The following is a 21,041-nucleotide window of genomic DNA, read 5'->3' as shown; positions in this document are numbered from 1 at the left end:
CTCGACGAAACATAGGTTGAATCCGACGTGGAAATCCTCAACATCATTCTCATCGCGCTGCTCGTGCTCACGAGCATCTTCCTCACCCTGCTGATCCTCATGCACAAGGGCAAGGGCGGTGGCATGTCCGACATGTTCGGCGGCGGAATGTCCTCGTCGCTGGGATCCTCGGGCGTCGCGGAGCGCAACCTCAACAGGTTCACGACGCTCATGGCAATCATCTGGGCGGCCTGCATCATCCTGCTGGGCGTCCTCACTCGGTTCAACTCCTGAGCCATCGTGGCCCGCTGATGCCGAGACCGTGAGACACCGACACCGAGGCGACGCCCCGGTGGACGAATGAGAAGGACCCCGACCGAATCGGTCGGGGTCCTTCTCTGTTCGTGCTCTGTCCGTCGTGCCGGCGGATCAGTGCCGTTTCAGACAGATCAGTCGTGGCCGAAGTGGTGGCGCGGGCTGATCGACCCGATCGCCTCCCGCAGCTGTTCGAGCCCACGAGAACGATCAAGCAGGTGCAGACGCAGCACAGGTCGGCCCTTCTCACTCAGCACCGCCGCATCGCCGGCGGCCTGGGCGCGTTGCAGCTGAGCGAAGCCGAAGTCGCGTCCCGGCACCAGCAGGTCAGTGCGAGCCTCACCGGTGATCTGGAGGAACACTCCGTTCGGATGACCGCCCTTGTGGTACTGACCGGTCGAATGCAGGTAGCGGGGGCCGAAGCCGAAGGTCGTCTGCACTCCGGCATGTGTGGACACGAGCGGACGCAGATCCGCAGCCTCGGCATCGGCGATCCGATCGAGGTAGGCCTGAATGCCGACATATCCGTACTCGTCGACCTGCGAGAACAGCTCCTCAAGGGCTCCGACGAGATCAGTGGCCTCGTCGACGACCTCGAGAACGTCGATGTCTCCCTCACGGAACCGCGGCTGCTCCGTCGAACCCGAGTCCGGTCCGTCGAGCAGGTGCCTGGCCTGTGCCTTCGCGGCCTCCACATCAGGCTGGTCGAAGGGATTGACCCCGATGCTGTATCCGGCGATGGCCGTGGCGTATTCCCAGAACAGGAACAGCTCGCCCAACCCACCCGTGATAGTCGCTTCGAATCCGGACGGCGCACCCAGCTCCGAGTCATCGGCTGCCGGCCCGAGCAGGCACAGGAGTGCGTCTGCGCGTGCATCGGAGAACCCGATGTCGGCGGGGGAGTCGACGACGACGGGAAGGATGCCCTGACCGTCCTTGCCGAGGGATTCGGCGATGAGCTGCTCGATCCAGACCCCGAGCCCGTTCAGCTGCTCTGCGGTTTCGGCGAGGACGAGCTTCTCCGTCGTCCGGGCGTGGGCGATGCTCAGCCAAGCGCCGAACCGCAGTGCAGGATTGTCCAGACCGTCGGCAGACAGGTCGGCGGCGGCCGCGGCGGCCTCTGCGACGATCCCGCGCACATCGGCACCGGCCAGACCCGCGGGGACGAGTCCGAAGGCCGAGAGAGCACTGAAGCGTCCGCCGACCGTGGGGTCGACGAGGAAGGTCGCAAGGAAGCCCTGATCGGCGGCCAACGCCTCGAGTTCGGTTCCCGGATCGGTGATCGCGATCATCCGGGACGCCGGATCGACGCCGATCGACTCGAAGGCCGCGGCGAAGCTGCGGCGGATCGAATCCGTCTCCACCGTGGTCCCGGACTTCGACGCGATGACGAGGACCGTGTGGTCGAGATCGGTGCCGATCGCCTCGGCGACCTGATTGGGATCCGTCGAGTCGATGATCTCGAGTCGGACACCGGCAGTCTGAGCCATCACCTCGGGAGCGAGCGAGGAACCGCCCATTCCGGCCAAGCTGATCGTGCGCAGACCCTGCTCCTGCAGACGCAACCGCAGGGATTCGATCTCATCGAGCAGATCTGCGGCGTTCTGCGGAAGATCCACCCAGCCCATCCGGTCCGCGGCGTCGGCGGCCCCGTCGAACAGTTCCGCATCCTTGGCGCTCAGCCGGGAAGCCAGGCCGGCCTCGATGAGACGCGCGGCCTCTGCCTCGAACTCCTCATCGACGGGAACAGAGAGTGAGAGCTTCATGAGCGGTCCAAAGCCGTACGGATCGTTTCCTGGAGTTCGGTCCAACTGTCGTCGAACTTCTCCAGCCCCTGCTCTTCGAGCACGGTCATGACCTCGGCGTAGTCGATGCCCAGTCGTGCCAGAGCGTCGAAGACTTCGTCGGCGGCACGGTAGTGCTCGGACGTGATCTGGCCGGTGACCTCACCATGGTCGGCGAACGCCTCCAGGGTGGGTTCGGGCATCGTGTTCACGGTGTTCGGTGCGATGAGCCCGGTCACGTACATCGTGTCGGCGTAGTCGGGATTCTTCACTCCGGTCGAAGCCCACAGCAGACGCTGCGGACGTGCCCCGGCGAGTTCGAGGACTCGGAAGCGTTCGGAGGTGAACAGCTGCGAGTGGATCTCGTGGGCGAGCACGCAGTTCGCGATGCCCGCCTTGCCCTTGAGCTCCAAGGCCTTCGGGTCGTCGATGGAGTCGATTCGGGAATCGATCTCGGAGTCCACCCGGGAGACGAACACCGAGGCCACCGACCGGATCGTCGAGAGGTCATGACCGGCGGCGCGGGCCTTCTCCAGTCCCTGGAGGAAGGCTTCGACGACGTGGCGGTAGCGGGTCAGGGAGAACACGAGCGTGACGTTGACGCTGATCCCGGCCGCGATCGTTTCGGAGATCGCGCGGAGTCCCTCCTCGGTGGCGGGGATCTTGATCATCGCATTCGGCTCGCCGACGCGTTCCCACAGGGCCTTCGCCGAGGCGACGGTCGCTTGCGCATCATGGGCCAGCGGGGGAGCGACCTCGATCGAAACGCGACCGTCCTCACCGTCCGTGGACTCGAAGACCGGACGGAACAGGCGGGCCGCCTCGGCGACATCCGCTGTGGTCAGCGCCTCGATGGCCTCATCCACATCGGCACCGGAGGCACCGAGCTCGGCGACCGCAGCGTCGTAGTCGTCGGCTGCCGAGATCGCGTTCGCGAAGATCGTCGGGTTCGTCGTCACACCCGTGACGGAGGATCTCTCGATGAGGCGGGCGAGATCCCCGGATTCGAGTCGGGTGCGCGAGAGGTCGTCGAGCCAGATCGAGACTCCGGCCGCGCTGAGCTGCTGGAGACGTTCACTCATGCTTCCGCCTTTGCTGCTTTGATGGATTCCTTGGCTGCGTCGACGACGGCCGAGGCCGTGATGCCGAACTTCTCGTACAGGGTCTGGTAGTCCGCGGATGCACCGAAATGTTCGATGGACACGGCACGACCGGCATCGCCGAGGTACTTGTGCCAGCTCATCGCCGAGGCGGCTTCGATGCTCACCCGTGCCTTCAGCGTTCGCGGCAGCACAGTGGCCCGGTAGTCCTCCGGCTGAGCGTCGAACCATTCCTGGCACGGCATGGAGATGACGCGAGCGGCTGTGCCCGATGACTGCAGAGCCTCGGCGGCTTCGAGGGCGATGGCGACCTCGGAACCGCTGGCGATGATGGCCACCTCGGGCTGGTCACCGGTGTCGGTGAGCACATAGCCGCCGCGTGCGGCCTCGGAGGCCGGGGCGTACTTCTCACGGTCGAGGACCGGCACGGCCTGTCGGGTGAGCACGAGTCCGCTGGGACCGTCGGTGCGTTCGAGGATCTTCCGCCACGCGACCGCGGTCTCGTTCGCATCGGCCGGTCGGACGAGGTCGAGGCCGGGGATCGCCCGCAGCGCGGAGAGGTGCTCGATCGGCTGGTGGGTCGGTCCGTCTTCGCCGAGGCCGATCGAATCGTGCGTCCACACGAACAGGTTCGGCAGCTGCTGGAGGGCTGCCAGGCGCACGGCCGGACGCTGGTAGTCGCTGAAGACGAGGAACGTGCCGTTGTACGGGCGGGTTCCGCCGTGCAGGGCGATGCCGTTGCCGATGAGACCGGCGGAGAACTCGCGGACGCCGAAGTGGATATTGCGTCCGTACTCGTGGCCGGAGAATGCACCCGTGGAGCGGTGAGCGGGCAGGAAGCTCGGCTCACCCTTGATCAGCGTGTTGTTCGAGCCCGCGAGGTCGGCGGAACCGCCCCAGAGTTCGGGCATGGTCTCGGCGATCGCATTGAGCACCTGACCGGAGGCCGCGCGAGTGGCGATGCCCTTCTCGCTGGCTTCGAAGACCGGGAAGGCCGCACCGAGGCCGGCGGGCAGCTCGCGCTTGGACAGACGGTCGAAGAGGGCGGCGTTGTCCGGGTTGGCGGTGCGCCATTCGGCGAAGGACTTGTCCCATTCGAGGTGGGCGGCACGACCGCGGTCCAGGGCCTGACGAGTGTGGGCGAGAACCTCGTCGTCGACGGCGAAGGTCGACTCCGGGTCGAAGCCGAGGACCTCCTTGGTCGCACGGATCTCGTCCTCGCCGAGGGCCGCACCGTGGGACCCGCCGGTGTTCTGCGCGTTCGGGGCGGGCCAGGCGATGATCGTGGACAGGCGGATGAACGAGGGGCGGGAATCCGCGCGAGCGGCCTCGACGGCGGCGTGGAAGGCTTCGATGTCCTCGTGGTAGTCACCACCGGCAGTGAAGTCGACGTGCTGGACGTGCCAGCCGTAGGCGGCGTACCGGGCGGCCGTGTCCTCCCCGAAGGCGATCGCGGTGTCGTCTTCGATGGAGATCTTGTTGTCGTCCCAGATCACCAGCAGGTTCGACAGCTCCTGCGTCCCGGCCAGCGATGACGCCTCACCGGACACTCCCTCTTCGAGGTCGCCGTCCGAGGCGAGCACGACGATGTTGTGGTCGAACGGTGAGCTGCCGGGAGCCGCCTCGGGGTCGAAGAGTCCGCGTTCACGGCGAGCGGCCATGGCCATGCCCACGGCCGAGGCCAGTCCGGAGCCCAGGGGCCCCGTGGTGATCTCGACGCCGGCGGTGTGGCCGACTTCCGGGTGCCCCGGGGTGAGCGAACCCCATGTGCGCAGCGCCTTGAGGTCGTCGAGCTCGAGCCCGAACCCTGCCAGGTAGAGCTGGACGTACTGGGTGAGCGAACTGTGACCGCAGGAGAGGACGAAACGATCACGGCCGACCCAAGTCGGGTCGGCCGGGTCGTGAGTGAGTCCGTGCTGATACAGGTAGTGTGCGATGGGAGCCAGGCTCATTGCGGTGCCCGGGTGCCCGTTCCCTGTCTTCTGCACCGCATCCGCGGCGAGGAGGCGGGCAGTGTCGACTGCGCGATTGTCGAGTTCAGTCCAGGACAGAGTTGTCATGTCGTCGAGCGATCCTTCGTTCGTCTTAAGAGCGTGCATTCAAACTCTACCCGTCGGATGCCTGAAGCGCCGCCCCTGTTCACCCGCCGTGCTGAGAGGGAGCGAGACATTTAGGCTACCGACGGGTAAAGTGTGGTCTCGCGCACAGCTGCGGGTTCGACATCCAATAGCTGCTGTGTGCTGCGGAGACCGAAAATGGACTGTGCCTGACTGGAGGGATGACAGGGTGAGCAAAGGTGCTGATCCCGTGATCGATGCCGCCGTCGCAGACAGCGGGGACCAGCGATCCGATCGGCCGGCGGGCAGGCGCCCCGACTTCGCCGAGGTGGCCGAACAGACGAGGGGGCTCCGTCGGCTGATCTCCCGGATCGGCACGGCGTGCCCGGTGTTCTTCGCCGTGGCTACCGTCGCCGTGTCGTCGGCGATCGCCCAGCCGCTCCGCGGCACCGTCGACATCGGGGAGCTCGGCCTGTGGACGTTGGGCACACTCCTTCTGCTCATCCCCTTCGCGGCAGCGCTGGCCGTGATGCTCAATGCACGGCGCGGCGGACTGGTGTGGACGACCGCCCTCGTCTACTCCGTCATCACCGGATTCATCGGTCTGTGCGTCGATGCGAATCTCCTCCGGACGGATCCGCAGTCGGCCTCGCTGAGCTTCATCTCAGTGCTCATCGTGCAGGTCGTCGTGCTTGCTCCGGTGTGTGCGGCGGTGGCCTTCCTCGTCCGCATCGTCAGTGACTCGACTCGCCTGCGCGCGACTGGCAAAAACTTCGACAACAGGTAGAATCTAGGGCGTGAGCAAACTTCGTCAGAACCGGGAAGAGCAGAGTGAACGACCTCTGCAGAGGGCCATCGACGAGCAGAGCCTCGCTACCCGACCGCGTTCGATCATCAGCGCCTATATCGCGCTGACCAAGCCGCGCGTCATCGAGCTGCTCCTCGTCACGACCGCGCCCGTGATGTTCCTGGCCGCTCAGGGACTGCCGAACATCTGGCTGGTCATCAACACCCTCATCGGCGGAGCCGCTGCTGCGGCGTCGGCCTCGGTCTTCAACTGCTACGTCGACCGTGACATCGACGCGAAGATGGAACGGACGAAGGACCGTCCCCTCGTCACCGGTGAGATCAGCCCCCGTTCTGCACTCATCTTCGCTTTCGTGCTCGGCATCGGTTCGATCTTCTGGCTCGGCGGATTCACGAACTGGGTCACGGCGGGACTCACCGCCTCGGCGATTCTGCTCTACGCAGTCTTCTACACCCTCGTCCTCAAGCGCCGCACCTCACAGAACATCGTCTGGGGCGGCGCTGCAGGCTGCATGCCCGTGCTCATCGGCTGGTCGGCCGTGACCGGAGGAATCGCGTGGGAGCCCGTGCTGCTCTTCCTCGTCGTCTTCTTCTGGACCCCGCCGCACTACTGGCCGCTGGCGATCAAGTACAAGGCCGACTACGACGCCGCCGACGTGCCCATGCTGCCGTCGAAGGTTCCGCCGACATCCGTCGGCCGTCAGATGATCCTCTACACCTGGGCGATGATCGCCTGCTCACTCGCGCTCATTCCCGTCGCTCCGATGGGTCCTGTCTACACGATCGTGGCCGTCGGCGCCGGAGTCTGGTTCCTGTGGTCGTGCTACTCGCTGGTCTCCCGTGCCAAGCAGGGTAAGGACGGCACCTCGCTCAAGGCGATGAAGGTCTTCCACGGTTCGATCACCTACCTGTCACTGCTCTTCCTGGCAGTGGCCATCGACCCGTTCGTGCCCACCCTGATCCCCGGTATCTGGTGATTCGCCGAAGAACCCGCTGATCCATTCGGCCCAGTTTGAGCTGGATAGCACAGATTTGAAACAGTGCTATCCAACTCAAACTGGGCCGTTGTGCGTCTGTGCCTTGCGCTTCGGGTCGGAACGCAAATTCTCAGCCGGCGTTGACGAGGTCGTCGATGACGATCTTCTTCATCTGCATGAGCGCCTGAGTCTGTGCCGGACCGGTCATCAGCTCGCCGAGATTCGCGGGAACGATCTGCCAGCTGACTCCGAAGCGGTCCTTGAGCCAACCGCACTGTTCATGCTCGGGTGACGCCGACAGATTCGACCAATAGTGGTCGATCTCGGCCTGGTCCGCACATTCGACGGTCAGCGAGATCGCCTCGTTGAATGTGAACACCGGTCCGCCGTCGAGGCAGATGAACTCTGTGCCGTCGAGGACGAACCGGCCGGTCAGGACCTTCCCGCTCATCCCCTTGAAGTGTTCGTCGAGGGATTCGTCGGGATAGCGTTCGATGGACAGGACTCGCGAATCGGGGAAGACGGAGCAGTAGAACTCCATGGCCTCCTCGGCGCAGTCAGGAAACCACAGACACGGAACGATCGGTATTGACATCGGTGCTCCTCGGGTAGGCGCTGTCGAGGACGGCAACGCTTGCCGCAATCGTAGCCGACAGGCCGACCATGTGTAAGGCCACGAGCAGTTCGGGAACACCGAGGAAGTACTGGACGTAGCCGATGATTCCCTGGGCGACCTCGACGACGAGAAGCACGGTCAGCGGGGCGACCATCGCCGTCTGCGTCTTCTTCCGGGCGACGACGAGAGCGGAGATCGTGGTGATGACGAGCAGCCACACCGGCGCGGCGTGCAAGCGGGTGACCCAGATGTTGTCGAGGTTGTTGCGGGTCGAGATCGTCGAACCCGAATGGGGCCCGGCCCCCGTGGTGAGCACGCCGAAGACGACGATGATCGCGGTGAGACCGAGGATGATCCACCCCAGAGTCGGCAGCGGAGCCGGGGCCTTGGTGCCCAGCCGCACGCCGGTGTCATAGGTGCGGCGGACGAAGTAGGCGGCGACGCCGACAGCGACGGCCGAGGGCACGAAGTGCCCGGCGACGACCCAGGGATTGAGCTTCGTCCACACGGTGATTCCGCCGACGACGGCCTGGACGGGCACGATGGCCAGCAGGCCGATATTGAGCCAGAAGAGATCCGGGCGCTGCTTCCGGTGCCTCCACAGCATGAGCGCAATGCACACGCCGAGGATCGCCAGCGCCACAGCCAGCAGGCGGTTGCCGAACTCGATGGCGCCGTGGATGCCCATCTCGCTGGTGGCCACGAGCGAATCAGGGGTGCACTTCGGCCAGTCCGAACAGCCGAGCCCAGAGCCGGTGAGCCGGACGATTCCCCCGGTCAGGATGATCCCTGCCTGGGCGATGAGCATGGCCCAAGCGGCGATGCGGATCTTCTTCGTGACCACTTCACTCCTCATTCGAAACGGAACCACCTGCGTGCCGCAAGCGTTCCCACAAGCCCCCATACCAGGAGCACGATGATTGCTTTGATGTCTGTGCCGCCGTGTCCGATGGCCGACCGCATGGCGTCGCCGAGCGCACCGGAGGGCAGGTAGCCCACAACCGTTCCCCATTCTCCCGGATGTGCGATGACGAGGCCACCGACGCCCGCCATGAGCACCCAGATGAGGTTCGTCGCCGCCAGAGTCGCCTCGGCGCGGACTGTGCCGGCCATGAGCAGACCGAGCGAGAGCAGCGCGGCGGTGCCGAACAGCGTGGCCAGGAAGAGTCCGAGGATGTCGACGGGACCTCGGAAGCCGAGAATCGCCGCCGCGGCGAAGACGAGTGCGTACTGGATGAGAACGACGACGATGACGGCGCCGAGTTTGCCGAGGATGAGTCCGTTCGTCCCCAGCGGAGTCGTCGCCAGCTGCCGCAGCACCCCGTAGCGGCGGTCGAAGGCGGTTGCGATCGCCTGCCCGGTGAATGCGCTGGAGGCCAGGCTCAGGCTCAGCGCCCCGGGGACGGCGATCGACAGCGGATCGGTACCGGCCTCGATGACCCCGAGCCCGGTGAGCAGGGGAGTCTTCGCGAGGAAGACGAGAAGTCCCAGCGGGAAGATGATTGAGAGCAGCAGTTGTTCGCCGTTGCGCAGAACGGACAGGGTCTCGAACTTCGCCTGCGAGACGATGCGTGTCGAGGTCATCGCAGCGGCCTCCCGGTCAGTTCGAAGAAGACGTCGGACAGGGACTGCCTCTGCATGCCGATGTCCGTGATCTGCAGTCCCGCCTCGGCGACGGCAGTGCACGCGGCCGCGATCTGACTCGCCGTCGGTGCTCCGTCGAGAGAGATCATCGAACCCTGCGCCGAGGCGGGACCGAGCTCGGTGAGCCGATCGACGAGGGCGGCGGGGACAGGGGAGGCGAGGCGTATCGTCAGCGACCGGGACCCGGCGGAGGCGCTGCGCAGCTCCTCGGGCGCTCCCTGAGCGATGATCCGTCCGCGATCGATGACGACGACCTCGTCGGAGAGCTCCTCGGCCTCGGCGAGGTCGTGGGTGGTGAGGACGACGGCGACTCCGCGGTCGGCGAGATCGCGGATGAAGCTGTGGACGACCTCGCGAGCCTGCGGGTCGAGACCGGCGCAGGGCTCGTCGAGGAAGACGAGGCGGGGCCGTCCGATGAGGGCCGCGGCCAGCGCCACTCGCTGCTTCTGTCCTCCGGAGAGCCTGCGCATCGTGCGTCCGGCGAAGTCGTGGAGACCCAGCGGTTCGGCGAGTTCGTCGACCGGCACGGGATTCTCATAGAGGGTGGAGAGGTGCCGCAGCACCTGCAGGGGCTTCGAGCTCATCGGCAGTCCGCCGTCCTGGAGCATGACCCCGGCCAGCTGCGACGTCGTCGCGTGTTCGGTGACGGGGTCGTGCCCGAAGATCTCGACCGTGCCCGATTCGGGACGGCGGGTGCCCACAGCCAGGGAGATGGTCGTGGATTTTCCTGCGCCGTTGGGTCCGAGAACGCCGAGGACGGATCCGGACTCGGCCGTGAGGTCGATTCCGTCGACGACACGGTGGGTGCCGTAGGAGTACTGGAGACCGCGAATGGTCAGGGCCGGAGATGACACCAGGCTATTCTACGACGCGTCGAAACGGGTGTCGAAACCGCCGGTGTCCACGCGCGACGCGGGCGGTGGTTAGGCTCACCTAGTTTTACGAAACAAATTACGCAACAATATTGTTGTGTTAGTCAAGGAGGTGGATTATGGCTGCAAACGACACGGAAGATCGCCGAACCCGGCAGAAGGTTTTCCAGTCGGTGCTCGACGAAGGGCCGATCACTGCTTCGTCTTTGGCCAAAGCCCTCGAGCTGACTCCCGCGGCGATCCGTCGTCACCTGGACGCGCTGGAGAGTGAGGGCCTTCTCGAGGTCCGTGAACTCGCCGGCAAACAGGCGGGCAGGGGCCGACCGGCCCGGCACTATGTGGTCACGACGGCCGGACACGATTCGGTCAGTCATTCCTACGACGAGTTGGCCGTGAACATCCTGCGCTTCATGGAGGACAAGCACGGCAGATCGGCAGTGGAGGGCTTCACGGAAGACCTCGTGAGCCGACTGCGGGAGCGACTCGGACCGGAACTCGAAAAGCGCGGCGGCACCACAGTGGCGTCTCGCTCACGTGCACTTGCCGCCGCACTCACACGGGAAGGGTACGCCGCCTCGGCGACCCCGGTCGCGGCCGGAACCCCGTTGGAGGCGATGCAGCTGTGCCAGGGACACTGCCCGATCCAGGCCGTGGCGGCGGAGTACCCGGAGATCTGCGAAGCAGAGCTCGCGATGTTCTCCGACTACCTCGGTGTCGACGTGCGGCGGCTGTCGTCGCTGGCCCAGGGCGACCATGTGTGCACCACCCACATTCCGACTTCGGAACTGACCAGACCACTCATCCACAGCAATGATCGACCTCAAGGAGGTTCACGATGACTGACACAGGAAATCGGATCATCGATGCGAATCCCGAGCTCAAAGACCTCGGGCAGTACGCATACGGTTGGCACGACGAGAACGATGCCGGCGCGACCGCGACCCGCGGCCTCAGCGAGGAAGTCGTCCGCAACATCTCGAAGCTCAAGGACGAACCGGAGTGGATGCTCAAGCGTCGACTCAAGGCTCTGCGTCTGTTCGACAAGAAGCCGATGCCGAACTGGGGCGCCGACCTCACCGGAATCGACTTCGCGGACATCAAGTACTTCGTTCGCTCCACCGAGGGACAGGCGACGTCCTGGGAGGACCTGCCCGAGGACATCCGCAACACCTATGACAAGCTCGGCATCCCAGAGGCCGAGAAGCAGCGCCTCGTCGCCGGTGTCGCCGCTCAGTACGAGTCCGAGGTCGTCTACCACCAGATCAACGAGGAGCTCGAGGCTCAGGGTGTCATCTTCATGGACACCGACACCGGCCTGCGCGAGCACCCGGAGATCTTCGAAGAGTACTTCGGGTCGATCATTCCGTCCGGTGACAACAAGTTCGCCGCTCTGAACACCGCTGTCTGGTCCGGCGGTTCCTTCGTCTACGTCCCCAAGGGCGTCCACGTCGAGATCCCGCTGCAGGCCTACTTCCGCATCAACACGGAGAACATGGGCCAGTTCGAGCGCACGCTCATCATCGCCGACGAGGGTTCCTCGGTCCACTACGTCGAGGGCTGCACCGCTCCGATCTACAAGACCGACTCCCTGCACTCGGCCGTCGTCGAGATCATCGCGAAGAAGGATGCGAAGGTCCGCTACACGACGATCCAGAACTGGTCGAACAACGTGTACAACCTCGTCACCAAGCGCGCCATCGCCGAAGAGGGCGCCTCCATGGAATGGGTCGACGGCAACATCGGCTCGAAGGTGACCATGAAGTACCCGGCCATCTGGCTGACCGGTGAGCACGCCCGCGGCGAGACGCTGTCCGTGGCCTTCGCCGGTGAGGGACAGCACCAGGACACCGGTGCGAAGATGGTCCACGCCGCTCCGCACACCCATTCGTCGATCGTGTCGAAGTCCGTGGCCCGCGGCGGCGGCCGCGCCGGCTACCGCGGACTCGTCCACGTCCACCCGGGCGCCGAAGGCTCGTCGAACAACGTCCTCTGCGACGCCCTGCTCGTCGACAACGTCTCCCGTTCGGACACGTACCCCTACATCGACATCCGCGAAGACGACGTCACACTCGGCCATGAGGCCACCGTGTCGAAGGTCAGTGAGGATCAGCTCTTCTACCTCATGTCCCGCGGCATGGAGGAGACCGAGGCGATGGCGATGATCGTGCGCGGCTTCGTCGAGCCGATCGCACGCGAACTCCCGATGGAGTACGCCCTCGAACTCAACCGCCTCATCGAACTGCAGATGGAAGGCGCGGTCGGCTGAGACCCGACCCGGCGCCCACTGCACTCAAAGGAGTAAATCTGTGACTGATACCACCAACCCGCTTGGCCTTTCGGAGCATTCGCACGGTTCCGAGGTCCAGGTGCCCGATTCGAAGCGCGATGCGCGCACGCGCAGCTTCGATGTCGCCGACTTCCCCGTGCCCACCGGCCGGGAGGAGGAATGGCGCTTCTCTCCCGTCCGCAAGTTCAGCGAGTTCTTCGAGGACACCGCCACCGAGGCGAAGCTGAAGTTCGAGTCGGATCTGCCCGAGGGCCTGTCCGTCGAGGAGATCTCGCTCGAGTCAGCCCAGGAACTGGGCATCCTTGAGCCCGAGGACCGCGCCGCGGCCGTCGCCGCCAACCGCGCCTCTGCGGTGACGCACTACTCGGTCCCCGCGGACACCGAACTCGAGCGGGCCGCGATCATCCACGCGGACGGCACCGGTGAGGCACTCGGCCACGGCCATGTCGTCGTCACCGTCGGCGCGAACTCGAAGGCGACCATCGTCGTCGAACACGAGGGACTGGCCCGGTACTCCGAGCTCGTCTCCCTCGTCATCGGCGATGGTGCGGACGTGACCTTCGTTTCGCTGCAGCTGTGGGACGACGGCTCCCAGCACCTCGGTCAGCACGATGCGATCGTGGGCAAGGACGCGAAGTTCAAGCACATCCACATCACCCTCGGCGGTGACGTCGTGCGCCTGAACACGAACGTGCGCTACTCGGCAGCCGGGGGAGAGGCCGAACTGCTCGGACTCTACTTCGCCGATGCCGGTCAGCACCTCGAGCACCGCACCTACATCGACCACAACACGCCGAAGGCCCAGTCGAACGTCCATTACAAGGGCGCTCTGCAAGGCAAGGACGCGCGCAGCGTGTGGATCGGCGATGTGCTCATCCGTCCCGAAGCCCTCGACATCGATACCTACGAGCTCAACCGGAACCTCATCCTCACCGATGGCGCCCGCGCCGACTCGGTGCCGAACCTCGAGATCGAGACCGGAGACATCGCCGGTGCCGGCCACGCCTCCTCGGTGGGTCGCTTCGATGAGGAGCACCTGTTCTACCTCATGAGCCGCGGCATCCCCGAGGACGTCGCTCGTCAGCTCGTGGTCCGTGGATTCTTCAACGAAGTGATCCAGAAGATCCAGGTGCCCGAGATCGAAGACGTGCTCAACGAACGCATCGAGGACGAATTGTCCCGGAGTGTTCTGTGACCATGATCGACGTGGCGGCCACCGACGAGGTGGCCCCCGGCGGCACCATGCGCGTCGAGGTCGGCGAGTACGAGATCTGCATCGCTCGCGACTCCGACGGCACGATCCACGCCATCGACGACCTGTGCAGCCATGGTGAGGTGTCGCTGGCCGAAGGCGACGTCGAGGACTGCACCATCGAATGCTGGCTGCACGGCTCGCAGTTCGATCTCAACACGGGCAAGCCGGTCAATCCGCCGGCGTTCGAACCCGTCGCGGTCTATGACTGCAAAGAGATCGCCGGCCGCATCCTCGTCGACCCGAACACCACCCTGAACTGACCTCAAGACCGAAGAAGAAGGATCATTATGTCCACTCTCAAGATCGAAGACCTGCACGTCGGTGTCAACACCGATACCGGTCTCAAGCCCATCCTCAACGGCATCGACCTCGTCATCAACACGAACGAGACCCACGCCATCATGGGCCCCAACGGCTCCGGCAAGTCGACCCTGGCCTATGCCCTGGCCGGGCACCCCAAGTACGAAGTGACCTCCGGTTCGGTCACCCTCGACGGTGAGGACGTCCTCGAGATGTCCGTCGACGAGCGTGCCAAGGCCGGACTGTTCCTGGCCATGCAGTACCCCGTCGAGGTTCCCGGCGTGACCGTGACGAACTTCCTCCGTTCGGCCAAGACCGCCATCGACGGTGAAGCTCCGAAGCTGCGCAACTGGACCAAGGACCTCAAGCAGGCCATGGAGAACCTTCGCGTGGATCCCGCCTTCGCCTCGCGCAACGTCAACGAAGGCTTCTCCGGCGGCGAGAAGAAGCGTCACGAGATCCTGCAGCTCGAGATGCTCAAGCCGAAGTTCGCCGTCCTCGACGAGACCGACTCCGGCCTCGACGTCGACGCGCTGCGCATCGTGTCCGAAGGCGTCAACCGCGTCAAGGACGCCACCGACGTCGGCATCATGCTCATCACCCACTACACGCGCATCCTCAACTACATCAAGCCCGATCACGTCCACGTGATCATCAAGGGCAAGGTGGCCGAGGAAGGCGGACCGGAACTGGCCGAACGCCTCGAGAACGAAGGCTACGACCGCTTCTTCACCGCCGGCGTCTGATGTTCTCACGTCTGAGGGGCGACTTCCCGATCCTCGATGTGAGGGTCGGGGAGTCGCCGCTGTCGTATCTCGATTCGGGAGCGACATCGCAGAAGCCGCAGTGCGTCATCGACACCTTCGTCGAGTACTTCCAGCAGCGCAACGCCGCCGTCCACCGAGGCGCGCACTCCCTGGCCGTCGAGGCCACGGACGCCTTCGAGAACGGTCGGATCGCCGCTGCCGGACTCGTCGGCGGGATACCGGAACAGGTGTGCTGGACGAAGAACGCGACCGAGGCGCTCAACATCGTGGCCCTCGGCATGGATCGGGCCAGCCATGGCTTCGGGGGAGACGACGCAGAGCGTTTCGCCCTCGCCCCCGGTGACTCGATCGTCGTCACCGAGATGGAGCACCATGCGAATCTCGTGCCGTGGCAGCAGCTGGCTGCCTCCACGGGAGCACAGCTGCGCTGGCTGCCGGTCACTGACTCCGGTGAACTCGATCTGACCGATCTCGACACGATCGTCGACGAATCGACGAAGGTGCTCGCGTTCACGCACGTCTCCAACGTCCTCGGCACGATCAACCCGGTCGACCGCCTCGTGGACCGGGCCCGCGCCGTCGGAGCCTACGTCGTGCTCGACGCATGCCAGTCCGTTCCGCATATGCCCGTGGACTTCGTCGACCTCGACGTCGACTTCGCCGCGTTCTCCGCTCATAAGGCACTCGGCCCCACCGGCCTGGGCGCGCTGTGGGGCAAGTCCGAACTGCTCGACGCTCTGCCGCCGGTGCTCACCGGCGGATCCATGATCACCACGGTGACCATGGAGAAGACCGAGTTCATGCCCGCTCCGCAGCGGTTCGAGGCCGGCACTCAGCCGGTCGCCGAGGTGGCGGCTTTCGCGACAGCGATCGGATACCTCACCGAGGTGGGGCTGGACAATGTTCTCGAGCATGAGAAGGAACTCGCCCGAGTCCTCCTCGACGGGATCGGCCAGATCCCCGGAATCCGCATCCTCGGCTCGTCCGAAGACCGGATCGGAACCGTGGCCTTCGACGTCGACGGCGTGCACGCCCACGATGTCGGACAGTATCTCGACTCGCAGGGCATCGCCGTGCGGGTGGGCCACCACTGCGCTCAGCCGCTGCACCGCCGCTTCGGGGTCACCGCCTCGACGCGGGCGAGCACGTACCTGTACAACAACGTCGAAGACTGCACCCGCTTCCTCACCGCTCTGGCGGAAGTGCGGCCCTTCTTCGGAGTCGGCTGAGGAGGGGAGCGAACCGATGAGCACACAGATGCAGCAGCTCTACCAACAGGTGATCCTCGACCAGTCGCGGGCACGCATCGGCAACACCGAACTGCTCCGTGATGCCGCATCGTCACCGCACGGATATTCGCATCAGGTGAACCCGACGTGCGGCGATGAGATCGAGCTCGAGACCGAACTGCGTGAGGACGGCACGATCGCGGTGAGGTGGACCGGCGACGGCTGTTCGATCTCGATGGCCTCGGCCTCGGTGCTGTCGGAGCTGGCCGCCGAATCCTCCGTCGCGCAGATGCTCGAGATCGAAGGCGCGTTCCACGAACTCATGCATTCACGTGGGACAATGGAGGCGGATGAGTCGATTCTCGGGGACGCCGCGGCGTTCACCGGAGTGTCGAAATTCCCGGCCAGGATCAAATGCGCTCTCCTGGCATGGATGGCGTTCAAGGACGCACTCAACCAAGCACAAGCAGCTCGTGAGGAGAAACACAATGCCTGAAGTCATTGACGCACCGCAGAATGCCAGCGTCGACGAAGTGCGCGAGGCGATGATGGACGTCGTCGATCCCGAGCTCGGTGTCAACATCGTCGATCTCGGCCTCGTGTACGGACTCTCGGTCGAAGACGACGGCACCGCCGTGATCGAGATGACCCTGACCTCGGCGGCCTGCCCTCTGACCGACGTCATCGAGGACCAGACCGCACAGTCGCTCGAGGGAATCGTGCCGGCCTACCGGATCAATTGGGTCTGGATGCCACCATGGGGCCCGGAGAAGATCACCGAGGACGGCCGCGAACAGATGCGTGCCCTCGGCTTCAATATCTGATCCGTCGTCGACTGAGTCGAATATACTGTCGTCCCCGCGGGGACGCAGATGAACACCATCGCCGAGGCGGGGCGACCTGAGAAGGTCAGCCCCGCCTCGGCGATTGTCGTCCGATCCGGCACTCGTGTCCGGGCAGAGTCGCGGAGATCACCGCCCCACGGACCGAGAACCCGAGAGCGGCGTGAAAGAATGGAATCCGACTTTCCAAGGAGAACCATTGACGATCATCGCTGCCGCCGACGGATCCGCGCTCGGCAACCCCGGACCCGCCGGGTGGGCCTGGTACATCGACGACACCTCCTGGCATGCCGGCGGGTGGAAGAACGCGACGAACAACCGCGGTGAGCTCATGGCCGTCCTCGACCTGCTCCGGTCGACCGCGGACAGCGACGACGAGCTGAAGATATACTGTGATTCGCAGTACGTCATCAACGCCCTGACCAAATGGATGCCGGGGTGGAAACGCAAAGGGTGGAAGAAGGCCGATGGAAAAGAAGTCCTCAACAAGGACCTCTTAGCGTCTCTCGATGAGGCACTGAGCGGGCGGACTGTCGAGTTCGAGTGGGTCAAAGGACACAACAACCACGAACTCAATGAGGCCGCCGATGATCGCGCACGTGCGGCTGCCACCGCCTTCCAAAAGGGCACGTCCGTGCCGGAAGGCCCAGGATACGTCCCCGCGGGGACGTCGACCGCGACGGCCGGCGATGATCCGGCAGACGACCCGACGGAACCTGTTGCTCAGGACGATGTTTCCGTCGAGCCCGTGACCGCAGCGGCCGGGCCGGACACCACTGTCGTGTCCTGTCGTGTGCCGTCCTCAGTCGCAGATGAACTCGTCGCCCGGGCACAGGCCCGCGGCATCCACCCCCAAGAATTTCTGGCCGAACTCATCGGCCGCAGTTTGGAGACAGAATGATTCAGGCCTCCGGCCTCGAAGTCGCCGTCGGCGCCCGCACCCTCATGTCCGAGGTTTCCTTCCGCGTCGACAAGGGCGACCGAGTCGGTCTCGTCGGCCGCAACGGCGCCGGCAAGACGACCCTGACCAAGGTGATCATGGGCGGACACCCGGCGCAATCCGGTTCCGTGTCGATCTCCGGCACCGTCGGCTATCTGCCGCAGGATCCGCGCAGCGGTGACCTCACCGCCACCGGAATGGAACGCATCCTCTCGGTTCGCGACCTCGACGTCCTCGTCAAGCGTCTGCGCAAGGCCGAACGGCAGATGGCCTCACCGGACGAGAAGGTGGCCACGAAGGCCATCGACCGCTACCCGCGCATCGAAGCGGAGTTCATCGCCGCCGGCGGCTATGCAGCCGAATCCGAAGCCTTCGCGATCGCCGCGAACCTCGGCCTCGACGAGGCCCTGATCAGCCAGGAGATCGGGACGCTCTCCGGCGGTCAGCGCCGCCGTGTGGAACTCGCCCGGATCCTGTTCTCGGCCCCGGACACGATGATCCTCGACGAGCCGACGAACCACCTCGACGCCGAATCCGTGCTGTGGCTGCGCGACCACCTCAAGGCCTACTCCGGTGGTCTGATCATCATCAGCCACGACCTCGATCTCATCGACGAAGTGGTCAACAAGGTCTTCTTCCTCGACGCCACCCGTCAGACCATCGACATCTACTCGATGGGCTACCGGCTCTACCTCAAACAGCGTGAGGACGATGAGCGGCGTCGCCGCCGCGAACGTGCCAATGCCGAGAAGAAGGCCGCGGCGCTCAACGCTCAGGCGAACAAGATGATGGCGAAGGCGACGAAGACCGTCGCCGCCCAGCAGATGGCCAAGCGTGCCGACCGACTGCTCGCCGGTCTCGAGGACGAACGCGCCACGGAGAAGGTCGCGAATCTGCGCTTCCCGGCCCCGGCCGACTGCGGACGTGTGCCGCTGACGGCTGAAGGACTCTCTCGCAGCTTCGGTTCGACCGAGGTGTTCACCGGTGTCGACCTCGCTATCGACAAGGGCGCACGAGTCGTCGTGCTCGGCTACAACGGTGCCGGCAAGACGACGCTGCTGCGTCTGCTCGCCGGACTCGACGAACCCGACTCCGGAGAAGTCGTGCCCGGACACGGCCTCAAGCTCGGCTACTATGCGCAGGAGCATGAGACTCTCGACCTCGAGCGCACAGTGCTGGAGAACATGTCGCGGAACTCTCCGCATCTCGATGACACCGCGGTGCGCAATGTGCTCGGTTCGTTCCTCTTCAGTGGTGACGATGTGCACAAACCCGCCGGGGTGCTCTCCGGTGGAGAGAAGACACGTCTGGCGCTAGCCACCCTTGTGGTCTCGAGCGCGAACGTGCTGCTGCTCGACGAGCCGACGAACAACCTCGATCCGGCGTCCCGCGAGGAGATCCTCTCGGCGATCCGCCGCTACGAAGGTGCGATCGTGCTCGTCACCCACGATGAGGGTGCGGTGTCCGCGCTCGACCCCGACCGCGTGCTGCTGCTGCCCGACGGTGACGAGGACCTGTGGAACGACACGTACTTCGATCTCGTCACGCTCGCCTGAGCGGGCACATCACACTCGGTTGAGCCGGTCGGCCTCACTCGGCTGATCGGCTCACCTTGAGCGGAAGCGCTCCTCGAACAGGGCATCCTCCTCGGCTTCGGCCTGCCCGCGCACGGTGGGCGAGGCCCAGCGGTTGCGGCCATAGCGGCTGCCGGGCTGGCTGATCTTCGCGCCCGCGTCGAGGGCGGCCTTATCGATGACGACCATTTCGTTCTCGACAGCGCCGTGCTCGACCGCCTCGGCGGCTGCCTTGCGCTCACGTCGGGCCGAGATGACCACGGCGATGATGATCATGATTCCGAAGGCGAACCACTGGAGCATATAGGACAGGTGGTTGCCCGGATCGAGCTCGGGCATCGGCAGCGGGGTCAGCCCCTCTTCCGGGGCACCGCCTGTCTCCGCCGGTGAGGCCTCGACGTAGACATGTGCATAGGCATCGTCCATTCCCGGAATGCGCGCGGGATCGATGGCTTTGATGAGGCCCTTCGGATTCTCATCCTCGGATCCGTCCTGAGCGGGACGCAGATGAGCGATCACGGTCTGCTCACCCCGAGGAGCGGGCGGCACGGAATCCTGTTCGGCGGTGAAGCCGCGGACGACGGCGATCGTCGATCCGCCGGTGATCTCGAACGGAGTCACCACATAGAAGCCGGGTTTGTCTTCGACCGTCCGGTTGCGTGCGAGGACGGTGTCCTCGTCGGAGAACGATCCGGTCAGCTCCACCTGGGTCCACTCATCGGTGGTCTCCAGCGTCGAATTCGGTGTCGAGAGCACCGAGGTGATGTCGACGGGTTCGGCGGAGTAGTTCGCGGTGATCGTCGCGATCTCCTGCTCCCGCTGATCGCGGCGGTCCTTCTGCCACAGGGCGAGGAACACGCAGGCGATGATGACGATGATCGCCATGGCGATGTATTTGAGCCAGCGTGCGGAGAAGAGGAAGGAATAGCGGCTCAACCTGCGTCCTCCGGAATCTCGTCGACGGAGACGTCGGTGATGAAGAAGTCGCGCAGAGTCAGGAAGTCACGCAGATAGTCGAGGTGCTCATCACAGGCCAACCACGTCTTCTTCCGCTCGGGAGTGTGGACGCGGGGATTGTTCCACAGCAGGGCGCGAGTCGCGAACGCCCGGCATTCCTTCGCGGAACACTGCAGCTGCTCGCTCAAGCCTGGTCCCTCCTGTCCTCGTCGTTGTCGTCGACGGTCTCACCTTGGAAGGTCTCGTCCGGGATGGTCTCGTCCGGGACCGTCTCGCCCCGGATCGTTTCGTGCCGGTGATCCGCGCCTGGATCGGTCTCGTCAGGGGAGCCGCCTCGGGGATCTGAGCCGCCCCGGGGATCTGGGTCGTCGACCGTCTCCCCTCCGAGGGTGTCGCCGGAGATCGTCTCACCGCGCGCCGGCGGCAGCTCTGCCAGCGGGGCCTGTTCGAGCAGGGCAGAACGATCATCTCGGGTGCGTTCGCGGCCCGCATTGGCGAAGATCACCGCAGGGTAGGGGAGGACGACCGCCCCTGCCACGCAGATCCACATGAGGATGTGCATATCTGCGACGAAAGCGAAATAGGCGGCCACGAAACAGACCGTCCTGATGCCCATGGTGATCGAATACTTGATGATCCGAGACCGCATATCGTCATCAAGGGCGGTGTCTGCCGTTGTGATCTGCTGAGCGTGCCTGACCATATCCTTCTTCGATCGATGACTGCCAAACATGATACT

General features: G+C 64.9%; 23 protein-coding genes. 13 read left to right on the top strand and 10 right to left on the bottom strand.

Annotated elements, in window-relative coordinates; translation table 11 throughout:
• The first annotated feature begins 27 nt into the window (after window positions 1–27).
• Window positions 28–273, top strand: coding sequence for a preprotein translocase subunit SecG (secG, locus tag ACOZ9V_RS09855; RefSeq protein ID WP_101544300.1), 246 nt, complete (start codon window positions 28–30; stop codon window positions 271–273).
• 155 nt (window positions 274–428) lie between these two features.
• Here the strand turns inward: secG and ACOZ9V_RS09850 are convergent, their stop codons facing one another.
• The 3 genes from ACOZ9V_RS09850 to tkt are packed head-to-tail and all read right to left on the bottom strand — an operon-like array spanning window position 429 to window position 5,238.
• On the bottom strand, window positions 429–2,060 hold the full coding sequence (locus ACOZ9V_RS09850) for a glucose-6-phosphate isomerase (RefSeq protein ID WP_434589586.1): 1,632 nt from the start codon (window positions 2,058–2,060) through the stop codon (window positions 429–431).
• Complete coding sequence (gene tal / locus ACOZ9V_RS09845; RefSeq protein WP_434589583.1) at window positions 2,057–3,160, bottom strand: transaldolase; 1,104 nt, start codon at window positions 3,158–3,160, stop codon at window positions 2,057–2,059. The genes ACOZ9V_RS09850 and tal overlap by 4 nt, the downstream gene beginning before the upstream one ends.
• Entirely contained in the window at window positions 3,157–5,238 is a 2,082-nt protein-coding gene (tkt, locus tag ACOZ9V_RS09840; protein WP_434589580.1) for a transketolase, read from the bottom strand. The genes tal and tkt overlap by 4 nt, the downstream gene beginning before the upstream one ends.
• Before the next feature lie 226 nt (window positions 5,239–5,464).
• Between tkt and ACOZ9V_RS09835 the strand changes: the two genes are divergently transcribed.
• Window positions 5,465–6,022: a hypothetical protein gene (locus ACOZ9V_RS09835; RefSeq protein WP_376905646.1), complete on the top strand. Its 558-nt coding sequence runs from the start codon at window positions 5,465–5,467 to the stop codon at window positions 6,020–6,022.
• 10 nt (window positions 6,023–6,032) lie between these two features.
• Entirely contained in the window at window positions 6,033–7,019 is a 987-nt protein-coding gene (locus ACOZ9V_RS09830; protein WP_101544292.1) for a heme o synthase, read from the top strand.
• Between the two features lie 130 nt (window positions 7,020–7,149).
• Here ACOZ9V_RS09830 and ACOZ9V_RS09825 read toward each other — a convergent pair whose 3' ends face one another.
• The 4 genes from ACOZ9V_RS09825 to ACOZ9V_RS09810 are packed head-to-tail and all read right to left on the bottom strand — an operon-like array spanning window position 7,150 to window position 10,133.
• Window positions 7,150–7,560 carry a VOC family protein gene (locus tag ACOZ9V_RS09825; protein WP_434589576.1) on the bottom strand — a complete coding sequence of 137 codons (411 nt, stop codon included), beginning with the start codon at window positions 7,558–7,560 and terminating at the stop codon, window positions 7,150–7,152.
• A gap of 16 nt (window positions 7,561–7,576) precedes the next feature.
• Window positions 7,577–8,479, bottom strand: a complete 903-nt coding sequence (locus ACOZ9V_RS09820) for a COX15/CtaA family protein (RefSeq protein ID WP_434589573.1) — start codon at window positions 8,477–8,479, stop codon at window positions 7,577–7,579.
• Window positions 8,480–8,487: 8 nt separating this feature from the next.
• On the bottom strand, window positions 8,488–9,219 hold the full coding sequence (locus tag ACOZ9V_RS09815; protein WP_181270522.1) for an ABC transporter permease: 732 nt from the start codon (window positions 9,217–9,219) through the stop codon (window positions 8,488–8,490).
• A complete protein-coding gene (locus ACOZ9V_RS09810; RefSeq protein WP_434589570.1) occupies window positions 9,216–10,133 on the bottom strand; it encodes an ABC transporter ATP-binding protein in 918 nt (305 codons plus the stop codon). The genes ACOZ9V_RS09815 and ACOZ9V_RS09810 overlap by 4 nt, the downstream gene beginning before the upstream one ends.
• Window positions 10,134–10,270: 137 nt before the next feature.
• On the opposite strand from ACOZ9V_RS09810, the gene ACOZ9V_RS09805 reads away from it, so the two are divergent.
• The 10 genes from ACOZ9V_RS09805 (at window position 10,271) to ACOZ9V_RS09760 (ending at window position 19,327) form a co-directional block, all read left to right on the top strand.
• Window positions 10,271–10,990 (top strand): helix-turn-helix transcriptional regulator, encoded by a 720-nt coding sequence (locus tag ACOZ9V_RS09805; RefSeq protein WP_139467280.1) that lies wholly within the window; start codon window positions 10,271–10,273, stop codon window positions 10,988–10,990.
• Window positions 10,987–12,417 (top strand): Fe-S cluster assembly protein SufB, encoded by a 1,431-nt coding sequence (gene sufB, locus ACOZ9V_RS09800; protein ID WP_039207512.1) that lies wholly within the window; start codon window positions 10,987–10,989, stop codon window positions 12,415–12,417. Before ACOZ9V_RS09805 ends, sufB begins: the two co-directional genes overlap by 4 nt.
• Before the next feature lie 40 nt (window positions 12,418–12,457).
• Complete coding sequence (sufD, locus tag ACOZ9V_RS09795) at window positions 12,458–13,633, top strand: Fe-S cluster assembly protein SufD (RefSeq protein WP_264798683.1); 1,176 nt, start codon at window positions 12,458–12,460, stop codon at window positions 13,631–13,633.
• Window positions 13,630–13,953, top strand: a complete 324-nt coding sequence (locus ACOZ9V_RS09790) for a non-heme iron oxygenase ferredoxin subunit (RefSeq protein ID WP_434589565.1) — start codon at window positions 13,630–13,632, stop codon at window positions 13,951–13,953. Before sufD ends, ACOZ9V_RS09790 begins: the two co-directional genes overlap by 4 nt.
• A gap of 27 nt (window positions 13,954–13,980) precedes the next feature.
• A complete protein-coding gene (gene sufC, locus ACOZ9V_RS09785) occupies window positions 13,981–14,739 on the top strand; it encodes a Fe-S cluster assembly ATPase SufC (RefSeq protein WP_139467277.1) in 759 nt (252 codons plus the stop codon).
• Complete coding sequence (locus tag ACOZ9V_RS09780; protein WP_434589562.1) at window positions 14,739–15,989, top strand: SufS family cysteine desulfurase; 1,251 nt, start codon at window positions 14,739–14,741, stop codon at window positions 15,987–15,989. Before sufC ends, ACOZ9V_RS09780 begins: the two co-directional genes overlap by 1 nt.
• 16 nt (window positions 15,990–16,005) lie before the next feature.
• A complete protein-coding gene (gene sufU, locus ACOZ9V_RS09775; RefSeq protein WP_264798679.1) occupies window positions 16,006–16,485 on the top strand; it encodes a Fe-S cluster assembly sulfur transfer protein SufU in 480 nt (159 codons plus the stop codon).
• Window positions 16,478–16,813 carry a metal-sulfur cluster assembly factor gene (locus tag ACOZ9V_RS09770; RefSeq protein ID WP_025778421.1) on the top strand — a complete coding sequence of 112 codons (336 nt, stop codon included), beginning with the start codon at window positions 16,478–16,480 and terminating at the stop codon, window positions 16,811–16,813. Before sufU ends, ACOZ9V_RS09770 begins: the two co-directional genes overlap by 8 nt.
• A gap of 217 nt (window positions 16,814–17,030) precedes the next feature.
• Window positions 17,031–17,732, top strand: a complete 702-nt coding sequence (locus ACOZ9V_RS09765; protein ID WP_434589558.1) for a ribonuclease H family protein — start codon at window positions 17,031–17,033, stop codon at window positions 17,730–17,732.
• Window positions 17,729–19,327: an ABC-F family ATP-binding cassette domain-containing protein gene (locus ACOZ9V_RS09760; RefSeq protein ID WP_434589555.1), complete on the top strand. Its 1,599-nt coding sequence runs from the start codon at window positions 17,729–17,731 to the stop codon at window positions 19,325–19,327. The genes ACOZ9V_RS09765 and ACOZ9V_RS09760 overlap by 4 nt, the downstream gene beginning before the upstream one ends.
• Window positions 19,328–19,378: 51 nt before the next feature.
• Here ACOZ9V_RS09760 and ACOZ9V_RS09755 read toward each other — a convergent pair whose 3' ends face one another.
• The 3 genes from ACOZ9V_RS09755 to ACOZ9V_RS09745 are packed head-to-tail and all read right to left on the bottom strand — an operon-like array spanning window position 19,379 to window position 21,035.
• A complete protein-coding gene (locus ACOZ9V_RS09755) occupies window positions 19,379–20,281 on the bottom strand; it encodes an SURF1 family cytochrome oxidase biogenesis protein (protein ID WP_434589552.1) in 903 nt (300 codons plus the stop codon).
• Window positions 20,278–20,490: a hypothetical protein gene (locus ACOZ9V_RS09750; RefSeq protein WP_101544269.1), complete on the bottom strand. Its 213-nt coding sequence runs from the start codon at window positions 20,488–20,490 to the stop codon at window positions 20,278–20,280. Before ACOZ9V_RS09750 ends, ACOZ9V_RS09755 begins: the two co-directional genes overlap by 4 nt.
• Window positions 20,487–21,035, bottom strand: coding sequence for a DUF3099 domain-containing protein (locus ACOZ9V_RS09745; RefSeq protein ID WP_434589548.1), 549 nt, complete (start codon window positions 21,033–21,035; stop codon window positions 20,487–20,489). Before ACOZ9V_RS09745 ends, ACOZ9V_RS09750 begins: the two co-directional genes overlap by 4 nt.
• Between the last annotated feature and the right edge of the window lie 6 nt (window positions 21,036–21,041).

The sequence above is a fragment of the Brevibacterium sp. 1718 genome (genome assembly GCF_051131255.1).
Classification (GTDB): domain Bacteria; phylum Actinomycetota; class Actinomycetes; order Actinomycetales; family Brevibacteriaceae; genus Brevibacterium; species Brevibacterium sediminis.
The sequence above is the reverse complement of the archived record's forward strand: the minus strand, read 5'-3'. Positions and strand labels throughout refer to the sequence as shown.